Origin of the sequence: Nocardia coubleae NBRC 108252 (assembly GCF_001612805.1) — a bacterium.
Taxonomy (GTDB): domain Bacteria; phylum Actinomycetota; class Actinomycetes; order Mycobacteriales; family Mycobacteriaceae; genus Nocardia; species Nocardia coubleae.
Window position 1 is genome coordinate 1 of the sequence record NZ_BDBD01000008.1, and the last position, 26,756, is coordinate 26,756.

At 67.4% G+C, this 26,756-nt stretch carries 29 protein-coding genes; 20 read left to right on the forward strand and 9 right to left on the reverse strand.

The features are described from left to right. Positions 1-120 precede the first annotated feature (120 nt). A complete protein-coding gene (locus NCO8_RS06355) occupies positions 121-705 on the reverse strand; it encodes an NADPH-dependent FMN reductase (protein ID WP_067637236.1) in 585 nt (194 codons plus the stop codon). Positions 706-850: 145 nt separating this feature from the next. Here NCO8_RS06355 and NCO8_RS06360 point away from each other — a divergent pair, with 145 nt between their 5' ends. The 6 genes from NCO8_RS06360 to ftsX all read left to right on the forward strand — a co-directional run bounded on the left by NCO8_RS06360 (position 851) and on the right by ftsX (position 5,656). Then, positions 851-1,708: a helix-turn-helix transcriptional regulator gene (locus tag NCO8_RS06360; protein ID WP_067637238.1), complete on the forward strand. Its 858-nt coding sequence runs from the start codon at positions 851-853 to the stop codon at positions 1,706-1,708. A gap of 54 nt (positions 1,709-1,762) precedes the next feature. Then, on the forward strand, positions 1,763-2,881 hold the full coding sequence (prfB, locus tag NCO8_RS06365) for a peptide chain release factor 2 (protein ID WP_067491755.1): 1,119 nt from the start codon (positions 1,763-1,765) through the stop codon (positions 2,879-2,881). Positions 2,882-3,009: 128 nt separating this feature from the next. Then, positions 3,010-3,867, forward strand: coding sequence for a mechanosensitive ion channel family protein (locus NCO8_RS06370; protein ID WP_067491648.1), 858 nt, complete (start codon positions 3,010-3,012; stop codon positions 3,865-3,867). Beyond that, positions 3,854-4,003, forward strand: coding sequence for an Rv3103c transmembrane domain-containing protein (locus NCO8_RS31130; RefSeq protein ID WP_157102088.1), 150 nt, complete (start codon positions 3,854-3,856; stop codon positions 4,001-4,003). The genes NCO8_RS06370 and NCO8_RS31130 overlap by 14 nt, the downstream gene beginning before the upstream one ends. 70 nt (positions 4,004-4,073) lie before the next feature. Next, on the forward strand, positions 4,074-4,754 hold the full coding sequence (gene ftsE / locus NCO8_RS06375; protein WP_210740346.1) for a cell division ATP-binding protein FtsE: 681 nt from the start codon (positions 4,074-4,076) through the stop codon (positions 4,752-4,754). Beyond that, positions 4,754-5,656 carry a permease-like cell division protein FtsX gene (gene ftsX / locus NCO8_RS06380; protein ID WP_067637240.1) on the forward strand — a complete coding sequence of 301 codons (903 nt, stop codon included), beginning with the start codon at positions 4,754-4,756 and terminating at the stop codon, positions 5,654-5,656. The genes ftsE and ftsX overlap by 1 nt, the downstream gene beginning before the upstream one ends. Positions 5,657-5,740: 84 nt before the next feature. Here ftsX and NCO8_RS06385 read toward each other — a convergent pair whose 3' ends face one another. After that, complete coding sequence (locus NCO8_RS06385) at positions 5,741-6,121, reverse strand: MerR family transcriptional regulator (RefSeq protein ID WP_067637242.1); 381 nt, start codon at positions 6,119-6,121, stop codon at positions 5,741-5,743. A 60-nt stretch (positions 6,122-6,181) separates the two neighbouring features. Between NCO8_RS06385 and NCO8_RS06390 the strand changes: the two genes are divergently transcribed. Beyond that, entirely contained in the window at positions 6,182-6,943 is a 762-nt protein-coding gene (locus NCO8_RS06390; RefSeq protein WP_067637513.1) for an alpha/beta fold hydrolase, read from the forward strand. 19 nt (positions 6,944-6,962) lie between these two features. Here NCO8_RS06390 and NCO8_RS06395 read toward each other — a convergent pair whose 3' ends face one another. Beyond that, on the reverse strand, positions 6,963-8,429 hold the full coding sequence (locus tag NCO8_RS06395) for a glycosyltransferase family 39 protein (RefSeq protein WP_067637244.1): 1,467 nt from the start codon (positions 8,427-8,429) through the stop codon (positions 6,963-6,965). A 127-nt stretch (positions 8,430-8,556) separates the two neighbouring features. On the opposite strand from NCO8_RS06395, the gene NCO8_RS06400 reads away from it, so the two are divergent. After that, positions 8,557-9,954, forward strand: a complete 1,398-nt coding sequence (locus NCO8_RS06400) for an acyl-CoA dehydrogenase family protein (RefSeq protein ID WP_372462137.1) — start codon at positions 8,557-8,559, stop codon at positions 9,952-9,954. Between the two features lie 33 nt (positions 9,955-9,987). Continuing rightward, positions 9,988-11,202: an acyl-CoA dehydrogenase family protein gene (locus NCO8_RS06405; RefSeq protein WP_067637248.1), complete on the forward strand. Its 1,215-nt coding sequence runs from the start codon at positions 9,988-9,990 to the stop codon at positions 11,200-11,202. Positions 11,203-11,259: 57 nt separating this feature from the next. On the opposite strand, the gene NCO8_RS06410 is transcribed toward NCO8_RS06405, so the two are convergent. Genes NCO8_RS06410 through NCO8_RS06420 form a run of 3 tightly spaced genes read right to left on the reverse strand, consistent with a single transcriptional unit; the run spans position 11,260 to position 12,596 of the window. Next, positions 11,260-11,661, reverse strand: coding sequence for a type II toxin-antitoxin system VapC family toxin (locus NCO8_RS06410; protein WP_067637249.1), 402 nt, complete (start codon positions 11,659-11,661; stop codon positions 11,260-11,262). Next, positions 11,661-11,954 carry a type II toxin-antitoxin system Phd/YefM family antitoxin gene (locus NCO8_RS06415; protein WP_157104801.1) on the reverse strand — a complete coding sequence of 98 codons (294 nt, stop codon included), beginning with the start codon at positions 11,952-11,954 and terminating at the stop codon, positions 11,661-11,663. Before NCO8_RS06415 ends, NCO8_RS06410 begins: the two co-directional genes overlap by 1 nt. A 51-nt stretch (positions 11,955-12,005) precedes the next feature. After that, the gene (locus NCO8_RS06420; RefSeq protein ID WP_245655264.1) at positions 12,006-12,596 is read right to left on the reverse strand and encodes a maleylpyruvate isomerase family mycothiol-dependent enzyme; all 591 of its coding nucleotides are present in this window, start codon (positions 12,594-12,596) and stop codon (positions 12,006-12,008) included. Positions 12,597-12,663: 67 nt separating this feature from the next. Here NCO8_RS06420 and NCO8_RS06425 point away from each other — a divergent pair, with 67 nt between their 5' ends. Then, positions 12,664-12,855, forward strand: coding sequence for a hypothetical protein (locus tag NCO8_RS06425; protein WP_157104802.1), 192 nt, complete (start codon positions 12,664-12,666; stop codon positions 12,853-12,855). 2 nt (positions 12,856-12,857) lie between these two features. Here NCO8_RS06425 and NCO8_RS06430 read toward each other — a convergent pair whose 3' ends face one another. Beyond that, on the reverse strand, positions 12,858-13,820 hold the full coding sequence (locus NCO8_RS06430; protein WP_067637256.1) for a DUF5996 family protein: 963 nt from the start codon (positions 13,818-13,820) through the stop codon (positions 12,858-12,860). Between the two features lie 137 nt (positions 13,821-13,957). On the opposite strand from NCO8_RS06430, the gene NCO8_RS06435 reads away from it, so the two are divergent. The 10 genes from NCO8_RS06435 to NCO8_RS06480 all read left to right on the forward strand — a co-directional run bounded on the left by NCO8_RS06435 (position 13,958) and on the right by NCO8_RS06480 (position 24,664). Further along, positions 13,958-14,941, forward strand: coding sequence for an AurF N-oxygenase family protein (locus NCO8_RS06435; protein WP_067637258.1), 984 nt, complete (start codon positions 13,958-13,960; stop codon positions 14,939-14,941). Between the two features lie 46 nt (positions 14,942-14,987). Next, entirely contained in the window at positions 14,988-15,302 is a 315-nt protein-coding gene (locus NCO8_RS06440; protein WP_067491628.1) for a type II toxin-antitoxin system Phd/YefM family antitoxin, read from the forward strand. After that, positions 15,299-15,676, forward strand: coding sequence for a PIN domain-containing protein (locus tag NCO8_RS06445; protein ID WP_067491626.1), 378 nt, complete (start codon positions 15,299-15,301; stop codon positions 15,674-15,676). Before NCO8_RS06440 ends, NCO8_RS06445 begins: the two co-directional genes overlap by 4 nt. 101 nt (positions 15,677-15,777) lie before the next feature. Beyond that, positions 15,778-16,398 (forward strand): hypothetical protein, encoded by a 621-nt coding sequence (locus tag NCO8_RS06450; RefSeq protein WP_067637260.1) that lies wholly within the window; start codon positions 15,778-15,780, stop codon positions 16,396-16,398. Positions 16,399-16,489: 91 nt separating this feature from the next. Next, on the forward strand, positions 16,490-16,981 hold the full coding sequence (locus tag NCO8_RS06455) for an ArsR/SmtB family transcription factor (RefSeq protein WP_067491622.1): 492 nt from the start codon (positions 16,490-16,492) through the stop codon (positions 16,979-16,981). 80 nt (positions 16,982-17,061) lie between these two features. Then, on the forward strand, positions 17,062-18,705 hold the full coding sequence (locus tag NCO8_RS06460; protein ID WP_067637262.1) for an acyl-CoA synthetase: 1,644 nt from the start codon (positions 17,062-17,064) through the stop codon (positions 18,703-18,705). 128 nt (positions 18,706-18,833) lie between these two features. Continuing rightward, entirely contained in the window at positions 18,834-20,492 is a 1,659-nt protein-coding gene (locus NCO8_RS06465) for an acyl-CoA synthetase (protein WP_067637265.1), read from the forward strand. 49 nt (positions 20,493-20,541) lie between these two features. Beyond that, positions 20,542-21,096: a hypothetical protein gene (locus NCO8_RS06470; RefSeq protein ID WP_067637266.1), complete on the forward strand. Its 555-nt coding sequence runs from the start codon at positions 20,542-20,544 to the stop codon at positions 21,094-21,096. Between the two features lie 436 nt (positions 21,097-21,532). Then, a complete protein-coding gene (locus NCO8_RS06475) occupies positions 21,533-22,972 on the forward strand; it encodes a PepSY-associated TM helix domain-containing protein (RefSeq protein ID WP_084456711.1) in 1,440 nt (479 codons plus the stop codon). Positions 22,973-23,083: 111 nt separating this feature from the next. Next, complete coding sequence (locus NCO8_RS06480) at positions 23,084-24,664, forward strand: alkaline phosphatase D family protein (protein WP_067637270.1); 1,581 nt, start codon at positions 23,084-23,086, stop codon at positions 24,662-24,664. Here the strand turns inward: NCO8_RS06480 and NCO8_RS06485 are convergent. After that, positions 24,661-24,903, reverse strand: a complete 243-nt coding sequence (locus tag NCO8_RS06485; RefSeq protein ID WP_067637271.1) for a hypothetical protein — start codon at positions 24,901-24,903, stop codon at positions 24,661-24,663. The two genes, NCO8_RS06480 and NCO8_RS06485, sit on opposite strands and share 4 nt — an antisense overlap. Positions 24,904-24,915: 12 nt before the next feature. Then, positions 24,916-26,637, reverse strand: a complete 1,722-nt coding sequence (locus NCO8_RS06490; protein ID WP_084456673.1) for a sodium:solute symporter family protein — start codon at positions 26,635-26,637, stop codon at positions 24,916-24,918. Positions 26,638-26,756 lie beyond the last annotated feature (119 nt).

Here is a 26,756-nt window from a genome sequence, read left to right on the forward strand (position 1 = left end):
CCCAATCCCTTTGTGGTGCACAAAACACCAAGGCAGTTCCGCACGGCTGAGAGCCCGGCAGAGTGACGCACTCGAGTAGCCCCATGTGGCCGAGTTCCCGGCAGACGACACCCCCAAAGATCAAGCAGAAACCGCCACGGATCGAGCACCCGCCAACGCCGTCGCCCACCAAAACAGCTGATCGAGCATCGCTTTCGCCGCAGCCTCGAACCCCTCAGGCTCCCGCAGCCGACCATCCTCGTCGAACGACAGGTAATAACGAGGGAACGACACATAATCCCGAACAGTATGTGCATTGAGTTCGTTGAAAACCTGACGCAAATGTTCGATAGCAAGCACACCCCCGGTCCCCCCGCTATACCCGACAAACCCGATCGTCTTGCGATCCCACTGCGTGAAGTGCCAGTCGATAGCCGTCTTCAGAGCCGACGGATAACTCCGGTTGTACTCGGGCGTCAGAACAACATAAGCGTCGGCAGCAGCAAGCCGATCGGACAACGCCACCATCCCGGCAGGCCGCGCGGGATCAGGGTCCATCGCAGGCGGAACCGCGGGCAGTTCGGCCGGAAGATCGAACTCCGCCAGATCGATCACATCGACATCGAACCGATCGTCGACCTGCGCGGCGAACCACTCGGCGACCACAGGGCCGAACCGCCCGTCGCGGACGCTGCCGATGATGATCGCGAGTTTCAATGCGGACACGGTGTGCTCCTCGAATCTTCGGTGCCGGCCCCGATCGGCCGGTGCAACCCAATGTCGTCGCTCGGCGACCCGGCAGGGAGACCACGCTGAGAGTGGTAGTGGCACGGCCACTCTCACCGGCGCGAGGCTCGGTACCGTCGGTGCGGTGAGCGACAACGAACTCGGTCTGTTCCTGCGCACCAAGCGCGAGTCGGTCTCCCCCGCGGAGGTCGGTCTGCCGGCGGGCGCGCGCAGGCGGACGCCCGGTCTGCGCCGCGCAGAGGTGGCGATGCTGTCGGGTGTGAGCGTGGAGTACCTGATCCGGCTCGAGCAGGGACGCGACCGGCATCCCTCGCCGCCGGTGTTGTCGGCGCTGGCCGAGACGCTGCGGTTGACCCCGCGCGAACGGGTGCATCTGCATCAGCTCACCAAGGGCATGTCCGGTTTCAGCTGCGGAGCGGCCGAGAACGGACCCAACCGCACGGTGCGCCCGACTGTCCGCGCGATCCTCGACCAGCTCGAACCCGCACCCGCCGCGATCACCAATCGGTTCACCGAAGTGCTCGCCTGCACGGAGGGCTACCGCAGGCTCATGGGGCCCAGCGGCCTGTTCGACCAGGGCGAACCCGCCAATATCGCGCGTTTCGTCTTCACCCATCCCGGCGCGCGCGAGCTGTACCCGGACTGGGATCAGGCGGCCGACAAGCTGGTCGCGTCGCTCAAACAGGGCCCGTTCCGCGCCGACCCGATGGTCGCCGCGCTTGTCGACGAACTCACCGTCACCGCGGGCTCCGCCTTCACCGACCGGCTCGCGCGCCTGCCCGGCCTGCCGCCCTCGGGCGGGATCAACCGGATCAGCCATCCCGAGACCGGTGAGCTGCGGCTGGCCTACGAATCGCTCGATCTGTCCATCGACGACGATCAGCAGCTCTACGTTCTGCTGCCCGCCGATGCGGCGAGCGCCGCCGCCCTGGTCGACCTCGTCGGCCGCCGCCCGGGTGGTCTGCGTGCCGTCGCGGGCTGACGTGGTGGTACGCGTGTTTCGCCGTGTCGGTGCCGACCGGTAACCTTGGACATCGTGCATCCTGACGTTATCGCCGACCTCGCCGAACTCGACACCACGCTCAAGACGGTCGAGTCGGTCCTCGATGTCGAGGAGCTGCGCCGCCGCATCGATGAACTCGAGCACCAGGCCGCCGATCCCGAACTCTGGAACAACCAGGAGCACGCCCAGCAGGTGACCAGCGAGCTGTCGCATGCCCAGAGCGAACTGCGCCGGGTGGAAGACCTGCGCCAGCGGCTCGAGGACATGCCGGTGCTCTACGAGCTCGCCGAGGCCGAAGAGGGCGCGGCCGCCACCGAGGCCCTCGCCGACGCCGACGCCGAACGGGCGTCGCTGCGCGAGGACATCGAGGCGATGGAAGTGCGCACCCTGCTCTCGGGCGAGTACGACAAGCGTGACGCGCTGGTCAACATCCGCTCCGGTGCCGGTGGTGTCGACGCCGCCGACTGGGCGATGATGCTGATGCGCATGTACATCCGCTGGGCGGAGCGGCACAAGTACAGCGTGGAGGTCTACGACACCTCCTACGCCGAGGAAGCGGGCATCAAGAGCGCCACGTTCGCGGTGAAGTCGCCTTATGCCTACGGCACGCTGTCGGTCGAGATGGGCACCCACCGCCTGGTGCGGATCAGCCCGTTCGACAACCAGGGCCGCCGCCAGACCTCCTTCGCCGAGGTCGAGGTGCTGCCCGTGGTGGAGACCACCGACCACATCGAGATCCCCGACGGTGACATCCGGGTGGACGTGTACCGCTCCTCGGGCCCCGGTGGACAGAGCGTCAACACCACCGACTCGGCGGTTCGCCTGACCCACATCCCCACCGGCATCGTGGTGACCTGCCAGAACGAGAAGTCGCAGCTGCAGAACAAGATCTCGGCCATGCGCGTGCTGCAGGCCAAGCTGCTCGAGCGCAAGCGCCAGGAGGAGCGGGCCCAGATGGACGCGCTCAAGACCAACGAGGGCGCCTCGTGGGGCAACCAGATGCGCTCCTACGTGCTGCATCCGTACCAGATGGTCAAGGATCTGCGCACCAACTACGAGGTCAACAACCCCTCGGCGGTGCTCGACGGTGACATCGACGGATTCATCGAATCCGGAATCCGTTGGCGCATGCGCGAACAGGCCGACGCATAGCCAGCGATTCGCTCGCCGATGGTGTCGTTGTTCACGTTTGACGACGCGCCGTGACCGGCCTGTAACCTTTCTGGTGTGTGTTCGAACGGACCGGAACTGTGCCTGCGCGCGCCCCACGGGGCGACGCGATGAACGCTGTGCTCGCGATGAACGGCGGTACGGAGATCACCGCCTGGCTGCGTTCCAGCGGCCTGGAGATCGTCCTACTAGTCGTCGGGGCGATGCTGTTCGGCCGGTTCGCGGCGTTCGTGCGCGACCGGGTGACCACCAAGATCGATGCCTCGTTCCACTCGAGCGACGCCCTGGTCCGCACCGAGGCGGCCAAGCACCGGCACGCGCTCGCCCAGGTCATCACCTGGGTGGTGCTGACCATTGTGTACGTGCTGGTCGGCATGGAAGTTCTTCGGCGCCTCGGCTTTTCGGTGACCGGCCTCGTCGCGCCCGCGGCGGTGCTCGGTGCGGCGCTCGGTTTCGGCGCCCAGCGCATCGTGCAGGACATCCTCGCCGGGTTCTTCCTCATCACCGAACGCCAATACGGGTTCGGTGACGTGGTGCAGATCGCGGTCACCGGCTCGGCCGAGCCGGCCGAGGGCACCGTCGAGGACGTGACCCTGCGCATCACCACGCTGCGCAACGCCGACGGCGAGGTGATCACCATCCCCAACGGCCAGATCGTGAAGGTGACCAACCTGTCCAAGGACTGGGCGCGCGCCGCGATCGATGTGCCCGTGTCGGCCCAAGCCGACATCAACAAGATCAACGAGGTGCTGCACGAGGTGTGCACCAAGGCCTACCAGGACGCCCGCCTGAAACCGCTGCTGCTCGACGAGCCTTCGGTGATGGGCGTGGAGGATCTGTCGCTCGACGAGATGAACATTCGGATGGTTGCCCGCACATTGCCAGGCAAACAATTCGAGGTGGGGCGTGAGCTGCGCGTGCGTGTGGCCGCCGCCCTGCGTAAGGAAGGAATCAGTGAAACCGCGTAAGTCCACGGCGATCTTGATCGCCACCTGGGTATCAACCTTCGTCGTCTACCTGTTCGTGAAGCCGGCCGACGGCACGACCACCGAGCCGGTGACCCTGATCAATTCCGTCCCGTCCTGGGTGAATCCCACCCAGTAGCGCCCCGCCGACGTCGTCGGGGCACCCGTCACGAGCAGCCCGCTGGCTACACTGGCTCCTCGTGATCACCATGCGCAACGTTTCCAAGTCGTACAAAACGTCGACGCGGCCGGCGCTGGACAACGTCTCCGTCGAGGTGGACAAGGGCGAGTTCGTTTTCATCATCGGCCCGTCCGGTTCCGGCAAGTCGACGTTCATGCGGCTGCTGCTCAAGGAGGAGGCGCCGACCTCCGGGGAGATCCGGGTGGCCGATTTCCGGGTCGACCGGTTACCGGGGCGCAAGGTACCGAAGTTGCGCCAGCGCATCGGGTGCGTGTTCCAGGATTTCCGGCTGTTGCAGCAGAAGACCGTGGAACAGAACGTGGCGTTCGCGCTGGAGGTGATCGGCAAGCGCCGTCAGTTCATCGAGCGGACCGTGCCGGAGGTGCTCGACATGGTCGGGCTCGGCGGCAAGGGCAACCGGTTGCCCTCGGAGCTGTCCGGTGGTGAGCAGCAGCGCGTGGCAATCGCGCGCGCGTTCGTCAACCGGCCGCTGGTGCTGCTCGCCGACGAGCCGACCGGCAACCTCGATCCCGAGACCAGCGCCGACATCATGGCGCTGCTGGAGCGGATCAACCGGGTGGGCACCACGGTTCTGATGGCCACCCACGACAATCACATCGTCGACGCGATGCGCAGGCGGGTGGTGGAACTCGACCACGGCAGACTCGTGCGCGACGAGGCGACCGGTGTCTACGGGGTGGGGCGATAATGCGACTGAGTTTCCTGTTCACCGAGGTCGCCGACGGCCTGCGCCGCAACCTGACGATGACCGTCGCGATGATCCTGACCACCGCGGTGTCGTTGATGATGCTGGGCGGCGGCATGCTGTCGGTGCGGATGGCCGACAAGACCGAGAACTTCTTCATCGGCCGCCTCGAGGTGCGCTTCTACCTCGACGATTCGGTCTCCGAGTCCGACCCCGACTGCGCCGCCGAGCCGTGCAAGTCCCTGCTGGCCGACATGAAACAGACCTCCGGGGTGGAGAGCGTGCAGTTCCTCAACCGCGCCGACGCGCTCGAGGAGGCCAAGAAGCTGTTCGAGGACCAGCCGGAGATGGTGCAGTACATCGCCGACTCTCCCCTGCCCGCCTCGCTGCGGGTGAAGATGACCGACGCGGACCAGTACCAGCACATCTACGATGCGTTCGCGGCCCGCGAGGGCGTGCGGATCGTCGCCAACGACAAGGAGTTCGTCGACCGGCTGGTGAGCCTGTTCGACGGCTTGCGCAATGCCGCGTTCGGTCTGGCGCTGGTGATGGCGCTGGCCGCGATGCTGCTGGTGCTCAACATGGTGCAGATCGCGGCGTTCACCCGGCGCACGGAGGTCGGCATCATGCGCCTGGTCGGTGCGACGCGCTGGTATACGCAGCTACCGTTCCTGCTCGAGGCGGTCGCGGCCGCCTTCGTCGGTTCGGTGCTGGCGGTCCTCGGCCTGGTGATCGCGCGTCCGCTGGTGATCGACCGGGCGCTCGGCCCGCTCTTCGACAGCAACGTCTTCCCGCGCATCACCGGTGACGACATCGCGGTGGTCGCCCTCACGATCGCACCGGTCGGCATCGTCTTCGCGGCCGTCACCGCCTATCTCACACTGCGGTTCTACGTACGCGAATGAGTTCGGCGCCGCCCTGGACGTCCGGGGCGGCGCGAGAACGGGTCGGCCGACCACGGTCGGTGGCGCCGCCCGAGACGTGTCGGCCTAACGGCTCGCACTCGGGATCGGTGCGCCGCTGTTCGCGAGGCTGGCGTCGAGCTGGGCGGCGAGGCGCGAACGCTGACGGTCGAGGTCGGCGATGCGGCGGTCCAGCTCAGCGGTCCGGTCGGCCATGATGCGCACCGATTTCTCGCAGGCCTGGACCGGTCCGTCGTGCTCGGCGCACGGGAGCAGGTCGGCGATCTCCTCGGTGTTCAGGCCCGCCGCCAGCAGGTCGCGGATACGGGCGACTCGGGCCACCGCTGCCTCGGGATAGCTGCGATAGCCGTTGGTGTCGCGGCGCGGTTGCAGCAGCCCCTGTTCCTCGTAGTAGCGCAGCAGCCGGGTGGCGACCCCGGTGCGGTGCGCGAGTTCGCCGATCAGCATGTGATCATCGGCACGTTCGGCTTGACCTTCACACCCATGTCAATCCCTAACGTCGCCGTCATGACGACAATTCCGCTGCACACCACCGTTCACGGCTCCGGCCCCGGCATCGTGCTCGCCCACGGGGCGGGCGGTGGCATCGAGAGCAATTTCGGCCCCGTGATCCCCGCGCTCGCCGCCGGTCACACCGTGGTCGCCTCGGACTACCCCGGCGACGACACCCCGTTGACCCTCGACGCCCTCGCCGACGCGCTCGTCGCGGCCGCTGTCGACGCGGGCGTCGAGACCTTCACCCTCGTCGGTTTCTCCCTCGGCACCGCGGTGGCCGTGCGTGCCGCCGCCCGCCATCCCGAGCGAGTCACCGGGCTGCTGCTCACCGCGGGCCTGGCCACACCCGACCATCGCGCCCGCCTCGCCGTGCAGGCCTGGCAGGACCTCCTCGACCGGGGCGCCCACGACGCGTTCGCCCGCCTGGTCCTGCTCACCGGCTTTTCCACCGACTTCGTGAACGGTCTGCCCGCCGCCGTCGTCGATGATGTCGTCCGCCACACCGCCGCCGCGATCCCCGGCGGGACCCGCGCGCAGGCCGCGCTGGTCGAAACCGTCGACACCACCGCCGATCTCGCCGCGATCGCGGTGCCGACGCTCGTCGTGGCGACCACCGCCGACCTGCTCGTCGACCCGGCGAACTCACGAACCCTCGCCGCCGCGATCCCGGGCGCGGAATACGCGGAGATCGCGGCCGGGCATGTGGTCATGGTCGAGCGGCCCGACGAGTGGCAGAAGCTGCTGACCGACTTCCTGGACCGGCACGGGCTCTGAATCCCACGACCTGAGCGAGTCAGCCGAGATTCCGCAGCTCCGGCCACACCTGTGACCAGGGACGAAGTGGATTGCCGCAGAGGAACATCGGTTCGCCCTGTTCGTCGTTGTCGATCCCCAGGCCGTTGTCGAGAACGCCCCGGGGTTCGACGCTCGCACAGAGCCCGGTGAGCCGCTCGCGATCGATGCCGACGGTGAGGACTTCCGTCGCCGTATCGGGCGGCGGACCCCACCACCAGTAGGCGTTGTGGCCGGAATGCGGTGTCGGCAGGTCGTATTCGGTGCCGAAGTGTTCGACGGCGCCCGCTTCGCCGTAGTTGGCGGTGAGGATCGAAGCGCCGGGCGGATGGGCGGCGGCGATCTGTTCGACATAGCGTGGCCAGCCGATGGTTTCCCCCGCGTCGTAGTTGATCGCCAGCGTCGGCGAGTGTGGGATCGCCTCGATGGGTAGCACCGGAAGGAACAGTGAGGCGGACATGACCGCGTTGAGCGCGATCACGGAAGTCGCTGCGAACCAGCGTTTTCCGGCATGTCCGAGCCAACCGGCCAGGCCGACCGATCCGGCCGCGAGCAGCACGGGATACATCCCGCCGAGGTAGTAGGCCTTGCCGCCGGTCACGAGGAACAGCACGAACAGCAGGACGTAGGCCACCGCGAAGGCGCGGTACCGCGAATGCCACAGCCGCCACAGCCCGTAGACCCACAGCGGTACCAGCAGCGGCCCGAACAAACCGAACTGCAAGAGCACGAACATGATCGGGGAATCCGAGGTCCCCGACGATCCGCCCGCGATGGCCCGGCTCAGCTCCCACTGCGGCCAGCCGTTGCGCGCCTGCCACCACAGATAGGGCAGGGTCAGCAGCGCGCCGACGCCGACGGCACACGGAAAGAGCCTGGTGACGAACACCTTTCGCTGCCCGGTGAGCAGTAGGGCCACCACGAGCGCCACGACCGGCACGATCAACAGCACCTTGTTCAGCAATCCGACACCGACGAGCACGCCGATCAGCAGCCACCAGCGGGGATCACCGGTCGTGTCGCCGTCGACCACTACCGACGAGGACGACGAGTCCCCATGCGCGTGAATCAGTTTCAGCACGAGCAGGCACACCACCGACCACACTGCGAGGTCGAACACGGTCGTGGTGAGCAAGTGCCCGACGCCCTGCACCAGCGCCGCACTCGCGACCGCCGCGGCCGCCAGCGCCCGCGCACCACGCCCACCACCCAACTCCCCCGCCATCCAGCCCGCGCAGACGACAACCACCGCCGCCGCGACGACCGAGGGCAGCCGGAGCACCCAGAGCGCGTCGGGGTCGATCGCCGACATCACCCGCGCGAGAAGCGGCACGAACGGTGGTTGATCCGGATAGCCCCAGGCCAACCGCCTACCCGCCGCGAGGAAGTACAGCTCGTCGCGGTGATAGCCGTAGCGGCCAGAGGTCACCAGCAGGACGAGGGCGAACACCGATACCAGGACGCGCACCTGTGCAGCGTGACAGAATCCGGCGATTTCCCGGTTCGTCCTTGCACTTCTTACTCCGGAGTAAGATAGTCTTACCGGAGAGTAAGATAGTGGGGCCACGGAGCGTCCCGACAGCCGAGGAAATCAGGTGATGATGAGCACTCGAGACAGCGCGACGAAGCGACGTCCGAACGACACGTCCGCGGTCGGCCTCAACCAGCCCAAACGGGACTGGATGGGCGCTGCGATGCGCGCTTTGACGACCGTGACCGGGTCGGAGTTCGCCGGCAAGTACAAGCTGCGCAAACCCATCGAACGCATCACCTACGAGGGCACCAAGACCGGGTTCCGGACTCTCGGCGCGGCGACCCGCACCTTCGGCAAGGTCACCGGCGGCGGCGAGCCCAAGCGGCTACCCGACAACGAGGCCAAGACCAAGGACTACTTCGACCTCACCCCCACCGACGATCAGAAGATGATCGTCGAGACGGTGAAGGATTTCGCCGGGGAAATTCTGCGCCCGGCCGCCTACGAAGCCGACGCGGCCGCCAAGGCCCCGCGCGATCTGCTCGATCGCGCCGCCGAACTCGGCATCACCCTGATCAACGTTCCCGAGGAGCTCGAGGGCGCGGCCGCCGAGCGCGGCGCGGTCACCAATTCGCTGGTGGCCGAGGCCCTCGCCTACGGCGACATGGGTCTCGCGCTGCCGATTCTCGCGCCGAGCGGTGTGGCGGTCGCGCTGTCGCAGTGGGGCACCGACGCCCAGCAGCGCACCTACCTGCCCGCCTTCACCGGCGAGAACGTGCCGCAGGCCTCGGTGGTCATCAGCGAGCCGCGCGCCCTGTTCGACCCGTTCGCCCTGCAGACCAAGGCCACCCGCTCCCCCAGCGGCTACCGCCTCAACGGCGTGAAGAGCCTGGTCCCGGCGGCCGCCGACGCCGAACTGTTCCTGGTGGCGGCCGAGCTCGACGGACGCCCGGCGCTGTTCATCGTCGAGTCCGACGCGGCGGGCCTGGTGGTGGAGGCCGACCCGAGCATGGGTCTGCGCGCCGCCGGTCTGGGTCGGCTGATCCTGGACAACGTCGCGGTCGGCACCGACGCGATCCTCGGCGACGGTGACGCCGCCGCCCGCGCGGCCGAGTACGCCGACGCCGTGCAGCTGGCCCGCCTCGGCTGGGCCTCGCTCGCGGTCGGCACCGGTCAGGCCGTGCTCGACTACGTGATCCCCTACGTCAACGAGCGTGAGGCGTTCGGCGAGCCGATCTCGCACCGCCAGGCGGTGGCGTTCATGGTCGCCAATATCGCGATCGAGCTCGACGGTCTGCGCCTGGTCACCCTGCGCGGCGCCTCGCGCGCGGAGCAGGGCCTGTCGTTCGCCCGTGAGGCGGCGCTGGCGCGCAAGCTCGCCACCGACAAGGGCATGCAGATCGGCCTCGACGGTGTGCAGTTGCTCGGCGGCCACGGCTTCACCAAGGAGCACCCGGTCGAGCGCTGGTATCGCGATCTTCGTGCCATCGGCGTCGCCGAGGGCATCGTGCTGGTGTAGCGGCCGCTTTTCTTACCTTCCAGGAGACTTCCCATGATCAATCTCGAACTCCCCAAGAAGCTGAAGGCGAGCGCCAACCAGGCCCACCAGGTCGCCGCCCAGATCTTCCGCCCGATCTCGCGCAAGTACGACCTCGCCGAGCACGCGTACCCGGTCGAACTCGACACCATGTCGGCCATGGTCGAGGGCCTCGCCGACTCGGGCACCCAGCAGATCGGCGGCGCCTCCGGCGGCCGTGGCGACACCGCCACCGACCTGCTGACAGCCAACGCCAACGGCGGCAACATGTCGTCGCTGATGAACACCCTCGAAACCGCGTGGGGTGATGTCGGCCTGCTGCTGACCATCCCCTACCAGGGCCTCGGCAATGCCGCGATCGCCGCGGTGGCCACCGACGAGCAGCTGGAGCGGTTCGGCAAGGTGTGGGCCTCGATGGCCATCACCGAGCCCGCCTTCGGTTCCGACTCCGCGGCCGTGTCGACGACCGCCGTGCTCGACGGCGACGAGTGGGTGCTCAACGGCGAGAAGATCTTCGTCACCGCCGGTGAGCGGTCCACCCACATCGTGGTGTGGGCGACGGTGGACAAGAGCCTCGGCCGGGCGGCGATCAAGTCGTTCGTCGTCCCTCGTGACGCTCCGGGTCTTTCGGTGGCGCGGCTCGAGCACAAGCTCGGCATCAAGGCCTCCGACACCGCGGTGCTGCTGCTGCAGGACTGCCGCATTCCGAAGGACAACATCCTCGGTTCGCCGGAAGTGAACGTGGAGAAGGGTTTTGCCGGGGTCATGCAGACCTTCGACAACACCCGTCCGCTGGTGGCCGCGATGGCCATCGGTGTCGCCCGCGCCGCGCTCGAGGAGCTGCGCACCATCCTCACCGAGGCAGGTGTCGACATCTCCTACGACACCCCCGCGATGAACCAGCACGCCGCGGCGGCCGAATTCCTGCGGATGGAAGCCGATTACGAGGCGGCCTACCTGCTCGCCCTGCGCGCGGCGTGGATGGCCGACAACAAGAAGCCGAACTCGCTCGAGGCCTCGATGTCGAAGGCCAAAGCGGGCCGCACCGGCACCGACGTCACCCTCAAGGCCGTGGAACTCGCAGGCGCGCTCGGCTACTCGCAGCGCCTGCTCCTGGAGAAGTGGGGCCGCGACTCGAAGATCCTCGACATCTTCGAGGGCACCCAGCAGATCCAGCAGCTGATCGTCGCCCGGCGCATCCTCGGCAAGACCAGCGCCGAACTGAAGTGATCGGTTAGCGAAACCGGTGCGGATCATGCAGATCCGCACCGGTTTCGTATTCGTAGCTCACCTCGACGAACCCGGAGACTCCCAGTTCAAGCCGGCAGCTTCGGCCGCTTCGCCCAGGCGCTTGTCGAAGGTCACCAATGCCGTCAGATCGGCGGCGAGCTCCAGCGCGGTCGCGAGATGGATCGCATCGAGGCAGCGGATCGACGGCGGTGACACCGCAGCGGCATCCGCCCGCACAATCGGATCGATCTCCACGCGGTCCACCCGTGCCAGCACGGCGGGCACATTGATCAAATCCGCGGGCGCGGCCACCCGGACCGCCCGGACGAGTTCCACCTCGGCCAGCGCTGAAGTCAGCCACGCCATCTCGGTTCGCTCGCCGAGCCAATCGAGCAGCGCATCGGTCTCTGCCTCCCGGTGGACCAGCTTCACCAACGCGCTCGTGTCGAAGTACAGCATCAGTAGCGTTCGCCGTCCCTGAGATCCTGCAAGGCGGCGCTGACAGCGTTGTCGCTATCGGTGTCGGTCGAGCCACGGCGCAGCTGCGCCAGCAACTCAGCACGTCCTTGTGTAGCCGGACGTGCCCGGCGCTGCGCAATGAGTCTGGAGCGCACATCGCCATCCGGGTCGACCGGAACGATGCGCCCGATAACACGTCCACGCTCGGTGATGTCCACCGATTCCCCCGATTTCACCAGCGCGAGACACCGAGCCGTGTGGTGCGAGAGTTCACGAACTGGAACAGTAGCCATAGCTTTAAGTGTGACACTTTTTTGTAAAACATGCATGAAGCGGTCGGTCGGCTAAGCCGGCCGACCGGTGGCGAGAAGTAGGAGGTCGATGGCAGGGGCTTTGATGTCTTCGGGGCCTTCGCCGTAGGTCCAGTCGGTGTCGGTGGCGGTCAATCGGGTTGCGCGGAAACGTTTCTTGGCGCCGTAGAAGCGGCTGGCGATGGCGTAGTCGAGGGCGGGGACGACGCGGTCGACGGGGGTGTCGTAGGGGCGCGCGAGGGGGCGGGCCACGTCTTGGCCGTGGACGATGATGTCGACCAAGGGGTCGAGGACGCCCGCGCCGGGTGCGCGGCGGGTCGAGTCGGCGAAGGCGCGGAGTTCGGTGAGCAGTTCGGCCGGGGTGTGGCGGGCGGCGCGGGTGGTGGCCAGCTCGGCGTTCATCCGGTTCCAGTTGCCCTTGGCGCGCAGGACGGCAACGAGGGTCTCGCGCAGGGTGTCGGTGGTGCTGACGTGGGCGAGGACGTCGTGGATCGTCCAGCCCGGGCACAGTGACGGGGTGGCCCATTCGCCGGGGGTGAGGTCTTCGAGAAAGTCGGCGAGGGCGAGCCGTTCGGCTCGCACCCAGTTCTGCACCTGCGCGTCGTCCATGACCATGTCTCCCATTCGTCGTTCGCTACCGGTACCGACGACACGAACGCACGAAACTCATCGACGTGCGATGATTCCCACCGTGGGGAAGAACTCGAAGCCGAATGCCGTCATCATCCTCGGCGCAGCCGGTGGCGCGGCGATCGGTTTGCTCGTCGCGAACTGGAGTGCGATGCGGGCGGTCGTCTACGCGGTGATCTGGCTGGTCGCCGCGGGGATTCTGCTCTATCGGCACCGCCGGGAAACAGCGGAGAAGACCGCCGAACGGGAGTGACCTCAGATGGTTGCCGCGTCGTCGGCGTGGAGGCGGCGGTCCAGGCGGTACGGGTTCACATCGAGCAGCGCCCGATCCCAGTCGGCCAGATCGGCAGCGGCGGCGTAGGTCGTATCGAGGAAGTGCAGGAGGGTGGCGTCGGGGTCGTCCGACTCACGTACCACCTCGTACGGCAGGACGAACTCGCCGAGTGCCGTGTCCCAGTGCGCGCCGTCGGGCCCCGCGGGCCGCGACGAATATCCGTCGGGGGCCGGATAGCTGTAGGCGTAGAACATGCCTTCGGTGCCGCCGGGCCAGAAACCCGCGCTGGCGCATTCACGCGAATACGCCTCCTCCATCACCCAGTTCGCGCAGTTGGGCGCCCCGCCGGGATGCGTCGGCGCGCTACGCCCGGAGAAGCGGGTACACGCCAGGTCGAGCGAACCCCAGAACAGATGCACCGGGCTGGACTTTCCGGCGAAGCCTGCTCGCCACAGCTGGAACACCCGATTCGCCTGCACGAGTTGCTGCCAGTAGACGCCGACCGCATCGGCGTCGTAGGACTGATGAACGGTGTCCTCGGCGAACGGGATCGCGGGGTCGACCTCGTTCGGCGAGGCCTCGATATCGACCGTGATGTCCAAGCGTCCGAGCACCTCGACGAGCTCGGCGTAGAAATCGGCGACCGTGCGTGGTCGCAGCGCGAGCGTGGCCCGGCGTCCGTCGCTGGTGCGCAGCACGAGTTCGTGTGCGGCGAAATCGAATTCGATGTCGAGAATGCGGCCGTCGACCGGGATGGCGCCGGTGGCCAACCCCCGCGCGCTCACCGTGAACGTGACGTTCCACCAATGGTTGATCAGCGGCGTGCCCGCCATCTTCAGCTTGCCGACGATCTGCGACCACATGTGCAGGGTGTCGCGGGTATCGGACCAGGTGTCGACCTTCAGTGCGGGCCAGCGGGCCTTCTCCGGTGTCAGTCGAGCCATCGGGTTCTCACTCCTTCGGTACGCGGCGAGCGGTCGGATTCCGTGGAGCAGCCTCATCCTACGGCGAGTCGACACTTGTCTGAGACCCTGGGTCTCATATAACGTGCGAGCTGCGCCACACGAAGGAGACACCGCTGATGCTGTCGACAGCCAAGAACACCGCGACCGATCCCGAGTACCACGAGATCCTGCGCAACCTGTCCGAAGGCTCGGTGAACCGGCACTTCGATCCCTATGTCGACATCGATTGGGATTCGCCCGAGTTCGCCGTGCACAGCGACGACCCGCGCTGGGTCATGCCCGACGAGGACCCGCTCGGCCGTCACCCCTGGTACAGGGCGCAACCGCTCGAGAAGCAGATCGCCATCGGGATGTGGCGCCAGGCCGGTATCGCCAAGGTCGGCCTGGATTTCGAGCAGCTGCTCATCCGCGGTCTGATGCAGTACCTGATCTCGGTACCCAACGGTGATCCGGAATTCCGGTACGTCACGCACGAGGCTGCCGAAGAGTGCAACCACACGATGATGTTCCAGGAGATGATCAACCGCATCGGCTACCGCGATGTGATCGGCATGGGCACGATCGACCGCAAGCTCACGATGATCATCTGGCCCGCGGTCAAGTACTTCCCCGAGCTGTTCTTCACGATGATCCTCGGCGGCGAGGAACCGATCGATCACCTGCAGAAGTCGTTGCTGCGCGGCGGTGTGGACCTGCATCCGATGGTGCACCGGGTGATGCAGATCCACGTGGCCGAGGAAGCCCGCCACATCTCCTTCGCGCACGAGTACCTGCGCCGCAACGTGCCGGGCATGAACGTGGTCACCAAATCCCTGCTGTCGGTGCTGTTCCCGCTCGCGATGCGGATCATGCTCGACATGATCATGACCCCGCCCAAGGAGTTCGTCGAGAAGTTCGACATCCCCGCCGAAGTGATGCGCGACGCCTACTGGTCGAACCCGGAATCGCAGACCATGATGCGCAATATCTTCGGCGATGTGCGTGCGCTGGCCACCAACAGCGGCCTGATGAACCCGGTTTCGCGCCTGGCGTGGCGGCTGCTCGGTATCGACGGTCCCGTCACCCGGTACCGCAGCGAACCGGCCCGCAAGGCCGCCTGAGTCGAATTCGCCGTATCCCACTGTACACAGCGATGTACAGTGGGATATGGCCGATTACGAGAGTGTTCCGCTGACCGAATTACGAGGTCAGCTCGGTAGTGTTTTCGACGGGGTGTCCGCGAGCGGACGACCGGTGATCGTCACCAGGGAGGGGAAAGAATTGGTCGCAGTGGTACCGGCGGAAGTGTTGCGGCACGCGGCATTGCCGCCCGCCTATTTCAACGACGACCTGCGCGAACAGATCCTCGGCAGGCTCGATGACCGGATCAAACAGCATTCCGCCGAAGACATCGCCGAGGCGGAGGCGAAACTGAGCAAGGTGATGGGCGCGCTCGACGGCACGAGCGCGAGCCGCCGGTGAGCGTCGCCGACCACACCGCCCTCACCTCGCTTGCCCTGTCCCCGCTGTTCGGGCAGGTCATCATGCGCCAGTTCACCCAGCAGCGCCGCATCATGGTGGTGCCGACGGTGAGCTTGATGGCCGCCATGCGCGCGGTCGACAATGTCGACGAACTCGGCCGCCTGCTCGACAACCGCGTCGCGGTGCGCTGGGCCGATCTCGACGCGGCCGGCGCCATTCGCACGGGAACCACCGTTCCCATCGCCGACAATCACACCGATTGGCCGCTCATCGCCCCGGTCGTCTTCACCGCGCAGAATCTCGACATGCCGGTGCTCACCGCGAAACCCGAGTTGTATCGCGGATACAAGGTGCACGTCGCCCCGATGCCCTGAACTGTATTTTCGCGGGGGCGGCCGATAAACGTGATCCAGGTCTCCGTTACGGTGCCAGCGACAGGAAAAGCTGTACCAGGAACACTCTAGGAGAGCTGGTTATGCAGAGTTTCATGCGTCGTTTCACCACCGCGGTAGCCGCGACCTCGGTCGCCGCCGCCATTGTTTTCGCCGGCCCCGCCGTCGCCGAACCCACCGAGACCCAGACCGTCGACGTGGCTGCCGCCGTGTCCCAGCTGCGTACCTCCGTCGCTGGCAACCCCGGCGCGCTCGCCGCCCTCGACCAGCTCGTCGCCGACGGCACGGTCGATGTCGCCCTGCCGGCCCAGCCGTTCCAGATCCCCGCCACCTCCGATATCGGCCAGAACGGTGGCGGTCCCGGCGTGTACGGCTCGGGTATCGCGCTCGATGTCGACGGTTTCCGCTTCGGCTTCTTCGGCGGACCGGGCACCATCTCGCCGAATCAGAACGGCGCCAAGCTCGAGGTGATGTGGCTGAACCTGTCGAACGGGCAGAGCGGGACCGCCGTGCTCACCGAGCACATGGACGTCCCCGTCGACACCACCATCCGCACCGCGCCGCTGAACACCGGCGGCGGCCTGATCGTCGCCGCGGTGTACGGCAGCCTGTGGCACCGCTGGCCCGACGCCGGCCAGCCCGACGGTTACGCCTACCGGCTCGGCCACATCCAGCAGCCGTCGTTCGGCGCCGTCACGCGCTGATTCGCACCGACAACGACACCCCGGGTCCGCATGGTCCCGGGGTGTTCGCGTCGGGGCAACAGCGGATCCGGCGGTGGCGTAGGTTGACCGCGTGGATCTGGACGAGCGACTCGAGGCATTGGAGCGGCGGGTCGCCGCCCTCGAAGGCACCCCGCACACCGACGAGCGGCTGCCGTGGGCGGTGGCGCGGTTGCGCGCGGAATTCGACGACGCGGGCGACCGCAACGGCGGCGTCCTGCTGGCAGGCGCGCTGAAGCTGCCGACGGGTGAGCGGGTGGACTGGCAGGCGCAGTACGCCACCGATGCCATCGTCGGCGACATCTGGACCATCGAAGCAGCCAATTGCCTTGCCGCCCTTGCCGATCCGGTTCGCCTGCGGCTGCTGCGCGAGATCGTGTACGGTCGCCGCACCGCCGCGGACCTGGCGGCCATCGCCGAACTGGGCACCTCGGCCGAGATCTATCAGCATCTGCGCCAACTGGCGGCGGTCGGCTGGTTGCAGACCGCGGGTCTCGGCCGCTTCGAGGTGCCCGAGGGCAGGCTTGTTCCGCTGCTCGCCGCGTTGGCGAGCGCGCAGCGATGATTGGGAATTGTCCCAATTGTCCTGATTTACCACTGTGACGCAGGCCACCACACTGCTACCGTGAGCAGCGAAGACCAACAATGTGTGGAGGTAGACGAGTGAGCGTGGCCCATCTTCTCGAAACGGTGAAAGCCCTCGGTGTTCTGCGTTCGCGTGGCGTCTCCGATCCCACGAAACCGCTCGAGACCCTGCGGACGATGAAAGAGTCCAAGATCTACGGCCCGCAGGCCACCCTGGTCCGGCACTCCGCCCGCGTCGCCCCCGAACAAGTCGCCCTGGCCGACGAACGCGGGGAACTCACCTACCGCGAACTCGACGACCAGTCCACGGCGGTGGCCCGTGGTCTGCAGGCGGCCGGGATCAGCGAGGGCATGGTGATCGCGGTCCTGGCTCGCGACCATCGCGGTCTCATCATGTCGATGATCGCGGCGGGCAAGCTCGGGGCGCGCATCGCGCTGATGAACACCGGGTTCGCCAAACCGCAGTTCGCCGAGGTGTGCGAGCGCGAGAAGGTGCGCGCGGTCCTGCACGACAGCGAGTTCCTCGGCCTGCTCGACGCCCTGCCCGCCGACCTGCCGCGCTACCTCACCTGGGTCGACGAGGGCACCGAGATCCCCGCCGGTGCAACAACTTTCGACGACCTGATCGCCGCCAACTCCGCCGAGCCGCTGCCCGCGCCGAGCAAGCCGGGCGGTTTCATCATCCTCACCAGCGGCACCACCGGCCTGCCCAAGGGCGCGCCGCGCACCAAGGTGACGCCGATGGCCACCGCGCAGTTCGTCGACCGGGTGCCCTTCCCCAAGCGCGGCGTGATGATGATCGTCTCGCCGATCTTCCACAGCACGGGTCTCGGTACCTGGCTGGTCGGCACCATCCTGTCGAACAAGATCGTGATGCGGCGCCGCTTCGACGCCGAGGCCACGCTGGCCTCGATCGCCGAGCACAAGGTGGAGATGCTGGTCTGCGTGCCGACGATGCTGCACCGGATGACCGAGCTGCCCGCCGAGGTCCGGGCGAAGTACGACCTGTCGTCGCTGAAGGTCATCCTGTTCGCCGGGTCGGCGCTCACCCCGGAGCTGTGCATCCGGGCCACCGAGGTGTTCGGGCCGGTGCTCTACAACCTCTACGGCTCCACCGAGGTCGCCATCGCCTCCATCGCCAACCCCGCCGAGCTGGCGGAGGCGCCGGGCACGGTCGGCCGCTCCCCCATCACCTGCGAGGTCCGCCTCTACGACGAGAACGACCAGCCGGTCCGCGAACCCGGCGCCAAGGGCCGGATCTTCGTGCGCAGCGGTGCCCCGTTCGAGGGCTACACCGACGGCAGGCACAAGCAGATCATCGACGGCTTCATGTCCAGTGGCGACATGGGCCATTTCACCGAGTCCGGCCTGCTCATGGTCGACGGCCGCGACGACGACATGATCGTCTCCGGCGGCGAGAACGTCTACCCGCAGGAGGTGGAGAACCTGCTGATCGAGCACCCGCAGGTGTTCGATGTGGCGGTGGTCGGCGTCGACGACCCCGAGTTCGGAAAGCGCCTGCGCGCCTTCGTCGTCCCCGAGCCGGGCCAGACGCCCGACGCCGGCGCGCTGCAGGCGCACGTGAAGGAGAACCTGGCCCGCTTCAAGGTGCCGCGCGAGGTGGTGTTCGTCGAGGAACTGCCCCGTAATGCCACCGGCAAGATCCTGCGCCGGGTGCTCATCGACTATGAGGTGTCACAGTGATGTCTCAGGGCTGAGACGGGCGACACAGTAAGAGCCCCGTGCTTGCTATTGTTAGCACCAGCACTGGATCTCGAAGACGCGGTCCGGCCCCGCGGTGACGCGGGCTCGGTCTGCCGAAAGGCTGTTCGATGTCTCTGTCTCTGCCCGCGCTAGGCGGCACGGCTCGGCGTGCGGGCGATTTCGCCCTCGGCGTCAAGGTCATGGTCGACCGCAAGCTGTTCAACCCCCTGCGCCTCGACCATGCCGCGCGCTCGTTCCGCAATGTGTCGAAATTCGGCCCGTTCGCCGGTGTGGTCATGCACGCCGCCCAGACGCGACCCGGTGCGGGCGCGATCGTCGACGAACGCGGTGAGCTCACCTTCGGGCTGCTCGACGAGCAGTCGAGCGCGTTGGCCCGCGGGCTGCGCGCAAGCGGCATCAGCGAGGGCGATGTCATCGCGGTGCTGGCGCGCGACCACCGTGGCATGGTGCTGAGCCTGCTCGCGGCGGGCAAGCTCGGCGTGCGCGCGGTCCTGATGAACACCGGTTTCGCCAAACCGCAGTTCGCCGATGTGGCCACCCGCGAGAAGGTCAAGGCGGTGCTGCACGACAGCGAGTTCATGGATCTCATGAGCGCCATTCCCGCCGAGATCCCGCGCATCCTGACCTGGGTCGACGAGGCGCACGGTGTGGATCCGTCGATCCCGACGGTCGAATCGCTGATCTCGGGGCGCTCGGTGGAACCGCTGACGCCGCCGAGCAAGCCGGGCGGCATGGTGATCCTGACCAGCGGCACCACCGGCACTCCCAAGGGCGCGCCGCGCGACAAGGTGAGCCCGTTCGCGTCGGCCCAGTTCGTCGACCGGGTGCCGCTGCCCTACAACGGCACGATGATCATGGCGGCGCCGATCTTCCACGGCACCGGTCTGTCGCAGTTCACCCTCGGGCTGGCCTTGGGCAACCGGGTGATCTTCCAGCAGCGCAAGTTCGACCCGGAACAGACCCTGGCCAATATCGTGAAGTACCGGGCGGATTCGCTGGTCGTCGTCCCGACGATGCTGCAGCGCATCCTCGACCTGGACGAGAAGATCCTGGCGAAGTACGACCCGTCCACGATCAAGGTGATCTTCGCGGCGGGCTCGGCCATCGCACCCGATGTGGTGACCCGCTGCCTGGACTACTTCGGCGACAGCCTCTACAACCTCTACGGTTCCACCGAATGCGCGGTGATGACCGTGGCAACTCCCGAGGATCTGCGCAAGTCGCCGACCACCGCGGGCAAGCCGCCGGTCGGTATCCGCATCGTGCTGCTCGACGAGAACCGCAAGCCGATCACCGAGCCGAACGTCACCGGGACCATCTTCGTGGACAACGGTTTCGCCTTCACCGGCTACACCGACGGCCGGACCAAGGAAATGGTCGACGGCATGATGTCCAGCGGCGACGTGGGCCATTTCGACGAAGACGGCCTGCTCTACATCGACGGCCGCGACGACGACATGATCGTGTCCGGCGGTGAGAACGTTTTCCCACTCGAAGTGGAGAACCTCATCGCGGGCCGGCCCGATGTGTTCGAAGCGGCCGTGGTCGGTGTCGACGACCGCGACTACGGGAAGCGTCTGCGCGCCTTCGTCGTGCCCGGGCCCGACTCCGCCCGGGATGCCGACGAGATCAAGGACTTCGTGCGCCAGAACCTGGCCCGCTACAAGGTGCCGCGCGAAGTGATCTTCCTCGACGAACTCCCCCGCAACGCGACCGGCAAACTGCTGCGCAAGCCGCTGATCGAGATGGACATCGACGGGCAGTGATCCCGTCGCACCGTCGGGACCTGTCTCGGCGGTGCTTTATCATCGGCCGGTGATCATCGAGTTCCGGCAGGCGTCCGCGCCGTCGCGTGCCCTCGGCGCGCGCGTGCGCGGTGCCTGTGCGGGCTCGATGTCGGGTGCGTTGTCGCTGGCCGCCCACGGGCTGGCCGCCGGGAGCGCGATGCCCGGCAGCACAACGGTCGTGCTGCTGGCGGCCGTGTCGGCGGTGGTCGGCGCGCTGGTGGCCGGGCCGGTGCGTCACGGTGCGCTCGGGCTCGCGGTGGTGCTGCTGGGTGGTCAGCTCGTGGGTCACACCACGATGAGCTGGTCCGGTCACGGACACCACGTGGAGGATTCGCTCGGCCTCGGCATGCTCACGGCCCACACCGTCGCGGCCGTCCTCGCCGCGGTGGTCGTCATCGGCGCCGAAGCCGCTTACCGCGCCGCGGGCGCCCTGCTGGCCCGCGCCCTACCCCAGCGCTACCGCGCCCCGCGCATTCCCGGTCGCGCGCCGCTGCGCCTGACCCACCGCGACCGCGTCATCCTGCGCGTCCTCACCGCGCGATCACTGCGCACCCGAGCCCCGCCTCTCGCCTTCGCCTTCTGACCTTTTCCCCGGTGCGCGCGATCTCGTGCACTGGTCACCAATGCATGCACCCGTGCTCGGCGGCTATGAGTCTCGCCCGCCGACCGGCTTCGTGCGCGCCCGCTCGCCGTGATCGCGGTGGTCGGTGCGCTCGCGCGGCTCTGGTCTGGCGGTTCATCGTGGCCGGCGGCTGGCAGCTCGCCTCGCGACGTCGACCACTGTGGCTCACGCAGCGGCGGCCGAGGCATGCCGCTCGAAGCGGTTCGGTGGGCTCGTGCCCGACAGACCTCGTGTTCGCGGAGCACGCCGACGAAAGCCACGGTAGCTCGTGTCTTCCGGCGCGGATGTCGTGGCTGATTCTGTGCGACTGCCGATGTCTGCTTCGGCGAACGCTCGTGCGGTGGCTGCTGCTCGCGATAGTGAGCACCGGGTTTCACTACTTCAGAAACGAATGATGATGAGTATTACCGATATTCGTCCGGCCGAGAGTTCGGTCGGGGACGGTGAGCGGACACCTCGCGCACGGCGCGGGATGCGGGTCGCTCCCTTGGCCATGCGGCTGCATTTCTACGCGGGGTTCTTCGTCGCCCCGTTCATCCTGATCGCGGCACTCACCGGCGCGCTGTACGCGATCGCGCCGACGATCGAAGGGTTCGTGTCGCGGGATCTGCTCCAGGTGCAGACCTCCGGGCCGGATCGAGCATTGTCGGCGCAGGTGGGCGCGGCGGTCGCCGGCAAGCCCGACCTCGCGTTGGTGGCCGTCGCCCCGGCCGCGGCCGACGGGGAAACCACGCGGGTGCTGTTCAACGATCCCGCGCTGGGCGATTCCGAACGCCTCTCGGTGTTCGTCGACCCGCACACTGCCCAACCGGTGGGCGAGGCCGTCGTCTACGGCAGTGGTGGCGCGCTGCCGTTGCGGGCCTGGCTCAGCGAGTTCCACCGGAGCCTGCACCTGGGCGAACCCGGTCGGCTCTACAGCGAACTCGCGGCCTCGTGGCTGTGGGTGATCGCCCTGTTCGGGCTGGTGCTGTGGGTGAACCGGGTGCGCAAGCGTCGTGCACGCAACGGTGCGCGGTGGCTGGTGGCACCGGATCTCTCGCAAGCGAAACGCCGGAAGATGAACTGGCACGGCGCGATCGGTGTGTGGACGCTTCCGGTGATCCTGTTGCTGTCGGCGACGGGTCTGACCTGGTCGGTCTATGCCGGTGAGAACGTGACGAAGTTGCGCGAGGAAATGAGCTGGACCACCCCGGCGGTGAGCGTGGCACTCCCCGGCGCGGCCGCACCGGCGACGACCGGCGGCGACCACCACAGCGGCGGCGGCACCACACCGGCACCGGCCGATCAGCACCTCCGGATCGCACAACTCGACCGGGTATACGAGGTCGCGCGGGCCAACGGCATCACCCAGGCCGCCGAGATCAGTGTTCCGGCGGAACCGGACGCCGCTTTCGGTGTCAAGGAGCTACGCAAGCCGGGCACCTACACGATCGACTCGGTCGCGGTCGACGGCAACGGCACAGTCACCGATCGACTCGCCTACGCCGACTGGCCGCTGATGGCCAAGCTCACCAACTGGGGTATCGCCTTCCACATGGGGCTGCTGTTCGGCCTGGTCAACCAGCTGTTGCTGCTGGCGATCATGCTCGGTCTCGTGGTCATGATCGTCCTCGGCTACCGGATGTGGTGGCAGCGGCGACCCACCCACGCGGGCTCGTTGCCGCTGCCACCACGGCGCGGAGTACTGCGCAAGACGTCGCTGTGGATCACGATTCCGCTCGTCGCGGCGGCCGTGGTGATCGGGTGGTTCGTACCCCTGCTCGGGCTCAGTCTGCTCGGGTTCTTCCTGATCGACGTGGCGCTCGGCCTGGCCGCCCGCGCCTACCCGAACAGCTGAGTGCGCTGTCGGCGAGGTGAAACCGCCTCGCCGACAGCCGCTTTCGGCCGGGCAACCAGTGCTTTCCCCGCGTGCCCGGTCCGCCCGGCGCGGGATGCTTAGGATCGGGTCATGGCGATCGACCGGCGGCAGTTCCTCCGATACGGCGCGGCCGGGTCGATCGTGGCGGCGGTCGGGGTGTCGGCGGCGAGCAGCGCACCGTTTCCCGCACCCCGTTTCCTGGGCGAACCGTTCTCCCTCGGCGTGGCCTCGGGCGAACCGACACCCGACGGTGTGGTGCTGTGGACCCGGCTCGCCCCCGACCCGCTGGCCCCCGACGGGTACGGCGGCATGCCGGTCGACCCGGTGACGGTCGACTACGAGGTCGCCGAGGACGAACGATTCACCAAGGTCGTCGTCCGGGGTTCGGCGGTGGCCACCCGCGCGCTCGGCCACAGCGTGCATCCCGAGGTGACCGGCCTGGCACCGGATCGCTGGTACTACTTCCGCTTCCGCGCGGGCTCGGCCATCTCGCCGGTCGGGCGCACCCGCACCGCGCCGCCGCCGGACCGGCCGACGCAGCGGATGCGATTCGCGTTCGCCTCCTGCCAGTCGTGGAGCTCGGGCTACTACACCGCCTATGAGCACATGGCCGCCGAGGACCTCGACCTCGTCGTCCACCTGGGCGACTACATCTACGAGTCCTCGTGGGTGGTCGCCCGGCGAGGCGTGAAGCTGCCGCCGCAGCTCGAGGGCGAGGCGGTCGACCTCGCCGGATACCGGCTGCGCTACGCCCAGGCCAAGGCCGAAGCGCCACTGCGAGCCGCCCACGCCGCGTTCCCCTGGCTGGTCACCTTCGACGACCACGAACTCGACAACAACTGGGCCGGTGAGCACCCCGGCCTCGGCAACGACGTGCACCGCCTGCCGTTCCTGTTCCGGCGCCGCAAAGCCGCCGCGTTCCAGGCGATGTACGAGCATCAGCCGATGCGCCTGGCACAGCTCCCGTCGGGTTCCTCGATCCGCCTGCATCGCCGCTACCGCTTCGGTGACCTGGCCGAATTCACCATGATCGACACCAGGCAGTACCGCGACGAACAGGCCTGCGGCGACGGCAAAGCGGTGCTCGACTGCACCGACCGGTACTCCACCGGCCGCTCGATTCTCGGTGCGGCCCAGCGTGACTGGCTCGTCGACGGTTTCGCCGCGTCCACCGCGCGCTGGCAGATCCTCGGCAACCAGGTCGCCATGGCCGAATCCGACTACGATCCCGGCCCGGATCTGTTGCTGGGCACCGACGCCTGGGACGGCTACATCGCCGACCGCAATGCCGTGCTCGGCGCCGCGGTCGACCACGACGTGGCCAACCTGGTGGTGATCACCGGTGACCGGCACGAGAACTACGTCGCCGACCTGCACCGCGACTACACCGATCCCGAATCACCGGTGGTTGCCACCGAATTCACGGGAACCTCGATCAGCACGGGCGGCGACGGCGAGGACTTCCCCGACACCGGCCGTGCCCTGCTGGCCGCCAATCCGCACATGCGGTTCTACAACAAGCAACGCGGCTATGTGCGGGTCGAGCTCGACCATGAGCTGTGGCGCAACGACTTCCGGGTGGTGCCGTACGTGCGTTCGCCGGGCGCGCCCATCAGCACCCGTGCCAGTTTCGTCGTGCAGGACGGCATTCCCGGCACGATCGAGGCCTAGTGAGTGAAGTCCTCCAGTGTCTGTTCGGGCACTTCGGGCACCTGCACGGGACGCAGCAGCGCCCAGCCGACGAATATCACTGCCACTCCCGCCATTCCGAGCCCGGCCCACAGATTTACGTCGACCCCACCGGTTTTCACCTCCTGGGCGGCGGAGTCCTGCAGCAGTGAGGTGGCCACGAGCACCACACCGTAGAGGCCGAGCAGGGCACCGATGATGGTGCGGATATCGAAAAGCATTGCGACGACTCCTTATCCGATGACGATATTGAGCGCGACCACCAGCACGAGCGCGATCCCGGCGAGCAGGACCGGGCGCTGATACCAGGGCAGCGAGTCGGCGTCGGCGTCGGTGCGCAGCGCCTTGGGGGTCTCCGAATACACCAGGCCCACCAGCTCGGCGGCCGGCTTCGGCCGGGTCACCATCGTCACCGCCACGCTGACGACGATATCGACGACGAAGGCCACACCCGCGGCGACGAAACTGGCGCCCTGCCCCGACAGCGAAGTCACCCCCGTCTCGTTGAGCACGAACACCACGATGGCGGCCAGCGTGCCACTAACCAGGCCGATCCAGCCCGCTGCCGCCGTCATCCGCTTCCACAGCATGCCGAGGATGAAGGTGGCGAACAGCGGCGCGTTGAAGAAACTGAACAGCGTCTGCAGGTAGTCCATCATGTTGCTGAACCCGCCCGCGATGAACGCGGTGAAGATCGCCGCCACCGTCGCACCGACCGTGGCCAGCCTGCCGACCCGCAGGTAGTAGCCGTCGGACCGGTCCTTGCACACGTACTGCTGCCACAGGTCGAAGCTGAACACGGTGTTGAACGCGGAGATATTGGCCGCCATGCCCGCCATGAACGCCGCGAGCAGACCGGCCAGCCCCACCCCGAGCAACCCGTTGGGCAGTACCTCTTTCATCAGGAACAGCAGCGCCTGGTTGTAGGTGACATCGCCCTCGAAGTCCGGGTTCGCGGCGACCTGCTGCTTGTACTCGATCATCTGCGGGACGAGGACCGCGCTGATCATGCCGGGGATCACCACGATCAGCGGGATGAACATCTTCGGGTAGGCGCCGATGATCGGCGTGCGCTGTGCGGCCGCGATCGAATGTGTGGCGAGGGCCCGCTGGACCTCCACGAAATTGGTTGTCCAGTAGCCGAACGACAGCACGAAGCCGAGACCGAACACGATGCCCATGATCGAGGCGAAATTGTCGGTGAAGCCGCTCATCGCGTTGCCCGGCCAGGTGTGCAGCTGGTCGGCGCCGCCCGGTGACGCACTCACCTTGTCCTGCAACCCGTCCCAACCACCGACCCGATGCAGCCCGACGAGGGTGAGCGGCAGCAGCGCGGCGACGATGACGAAGAACTGCAGCACCTCGTTGTAGATCGCGGCCGACAGCCCACCGAGGGTGACATACGACAGCACGATCACCGCGGCGACCGCCACCGAGATCCACAGCGGCCAGCCGAGCAGCACGTTCAGGATGGTGCCGAGCAGGTAGAGGTTCACCCCGGCGATCAGCACCTGCGCCACGGCGAAACTCAGCGCGTTCACCAGGTGCGCGCCGGTGCCGAAGCGCCTGCGCATGAACTCCGGTACCGAGCGCACCTTCGAGCCGTAGTAGAACGGCATCATCACCACGCCGAGGAACAGCATGGCGGGCACGGCGCCGATCCAGAAGTAGTTGAACGTGGGGAAGCCGTACTGGGCACCGTTGGCCGACATGCCCATGATCTCCACGGCGCCCAGGTTGGCGGAGATGAAGGCGAGGCCTGTCACCCAGGCGGGTAGCGACCGGCCGGACAGGAAGAAGTCGACGCTGGAGGACACCCGGCTGCGCGCGATCAGGCCGATACCGAGGACGAAGACGAAATACAGGGCGACAAGCGCGTAATCGACCGGAGCCGCGTCCAACCGCAGCGACGACGAGGCATCGAGCACGACCGAGGGCGAATGAGCAAGCGGCACAGTGGATCCCTCCTGGAGTGGGAACCGGGCGGCGTAGAGCGTCGTTCACACGGCGCGGGCTGCGACGCCCGCCGAACTGTTTTCGGTTGGTACCACTGTGCGTGATTGTGCCCCGCGTC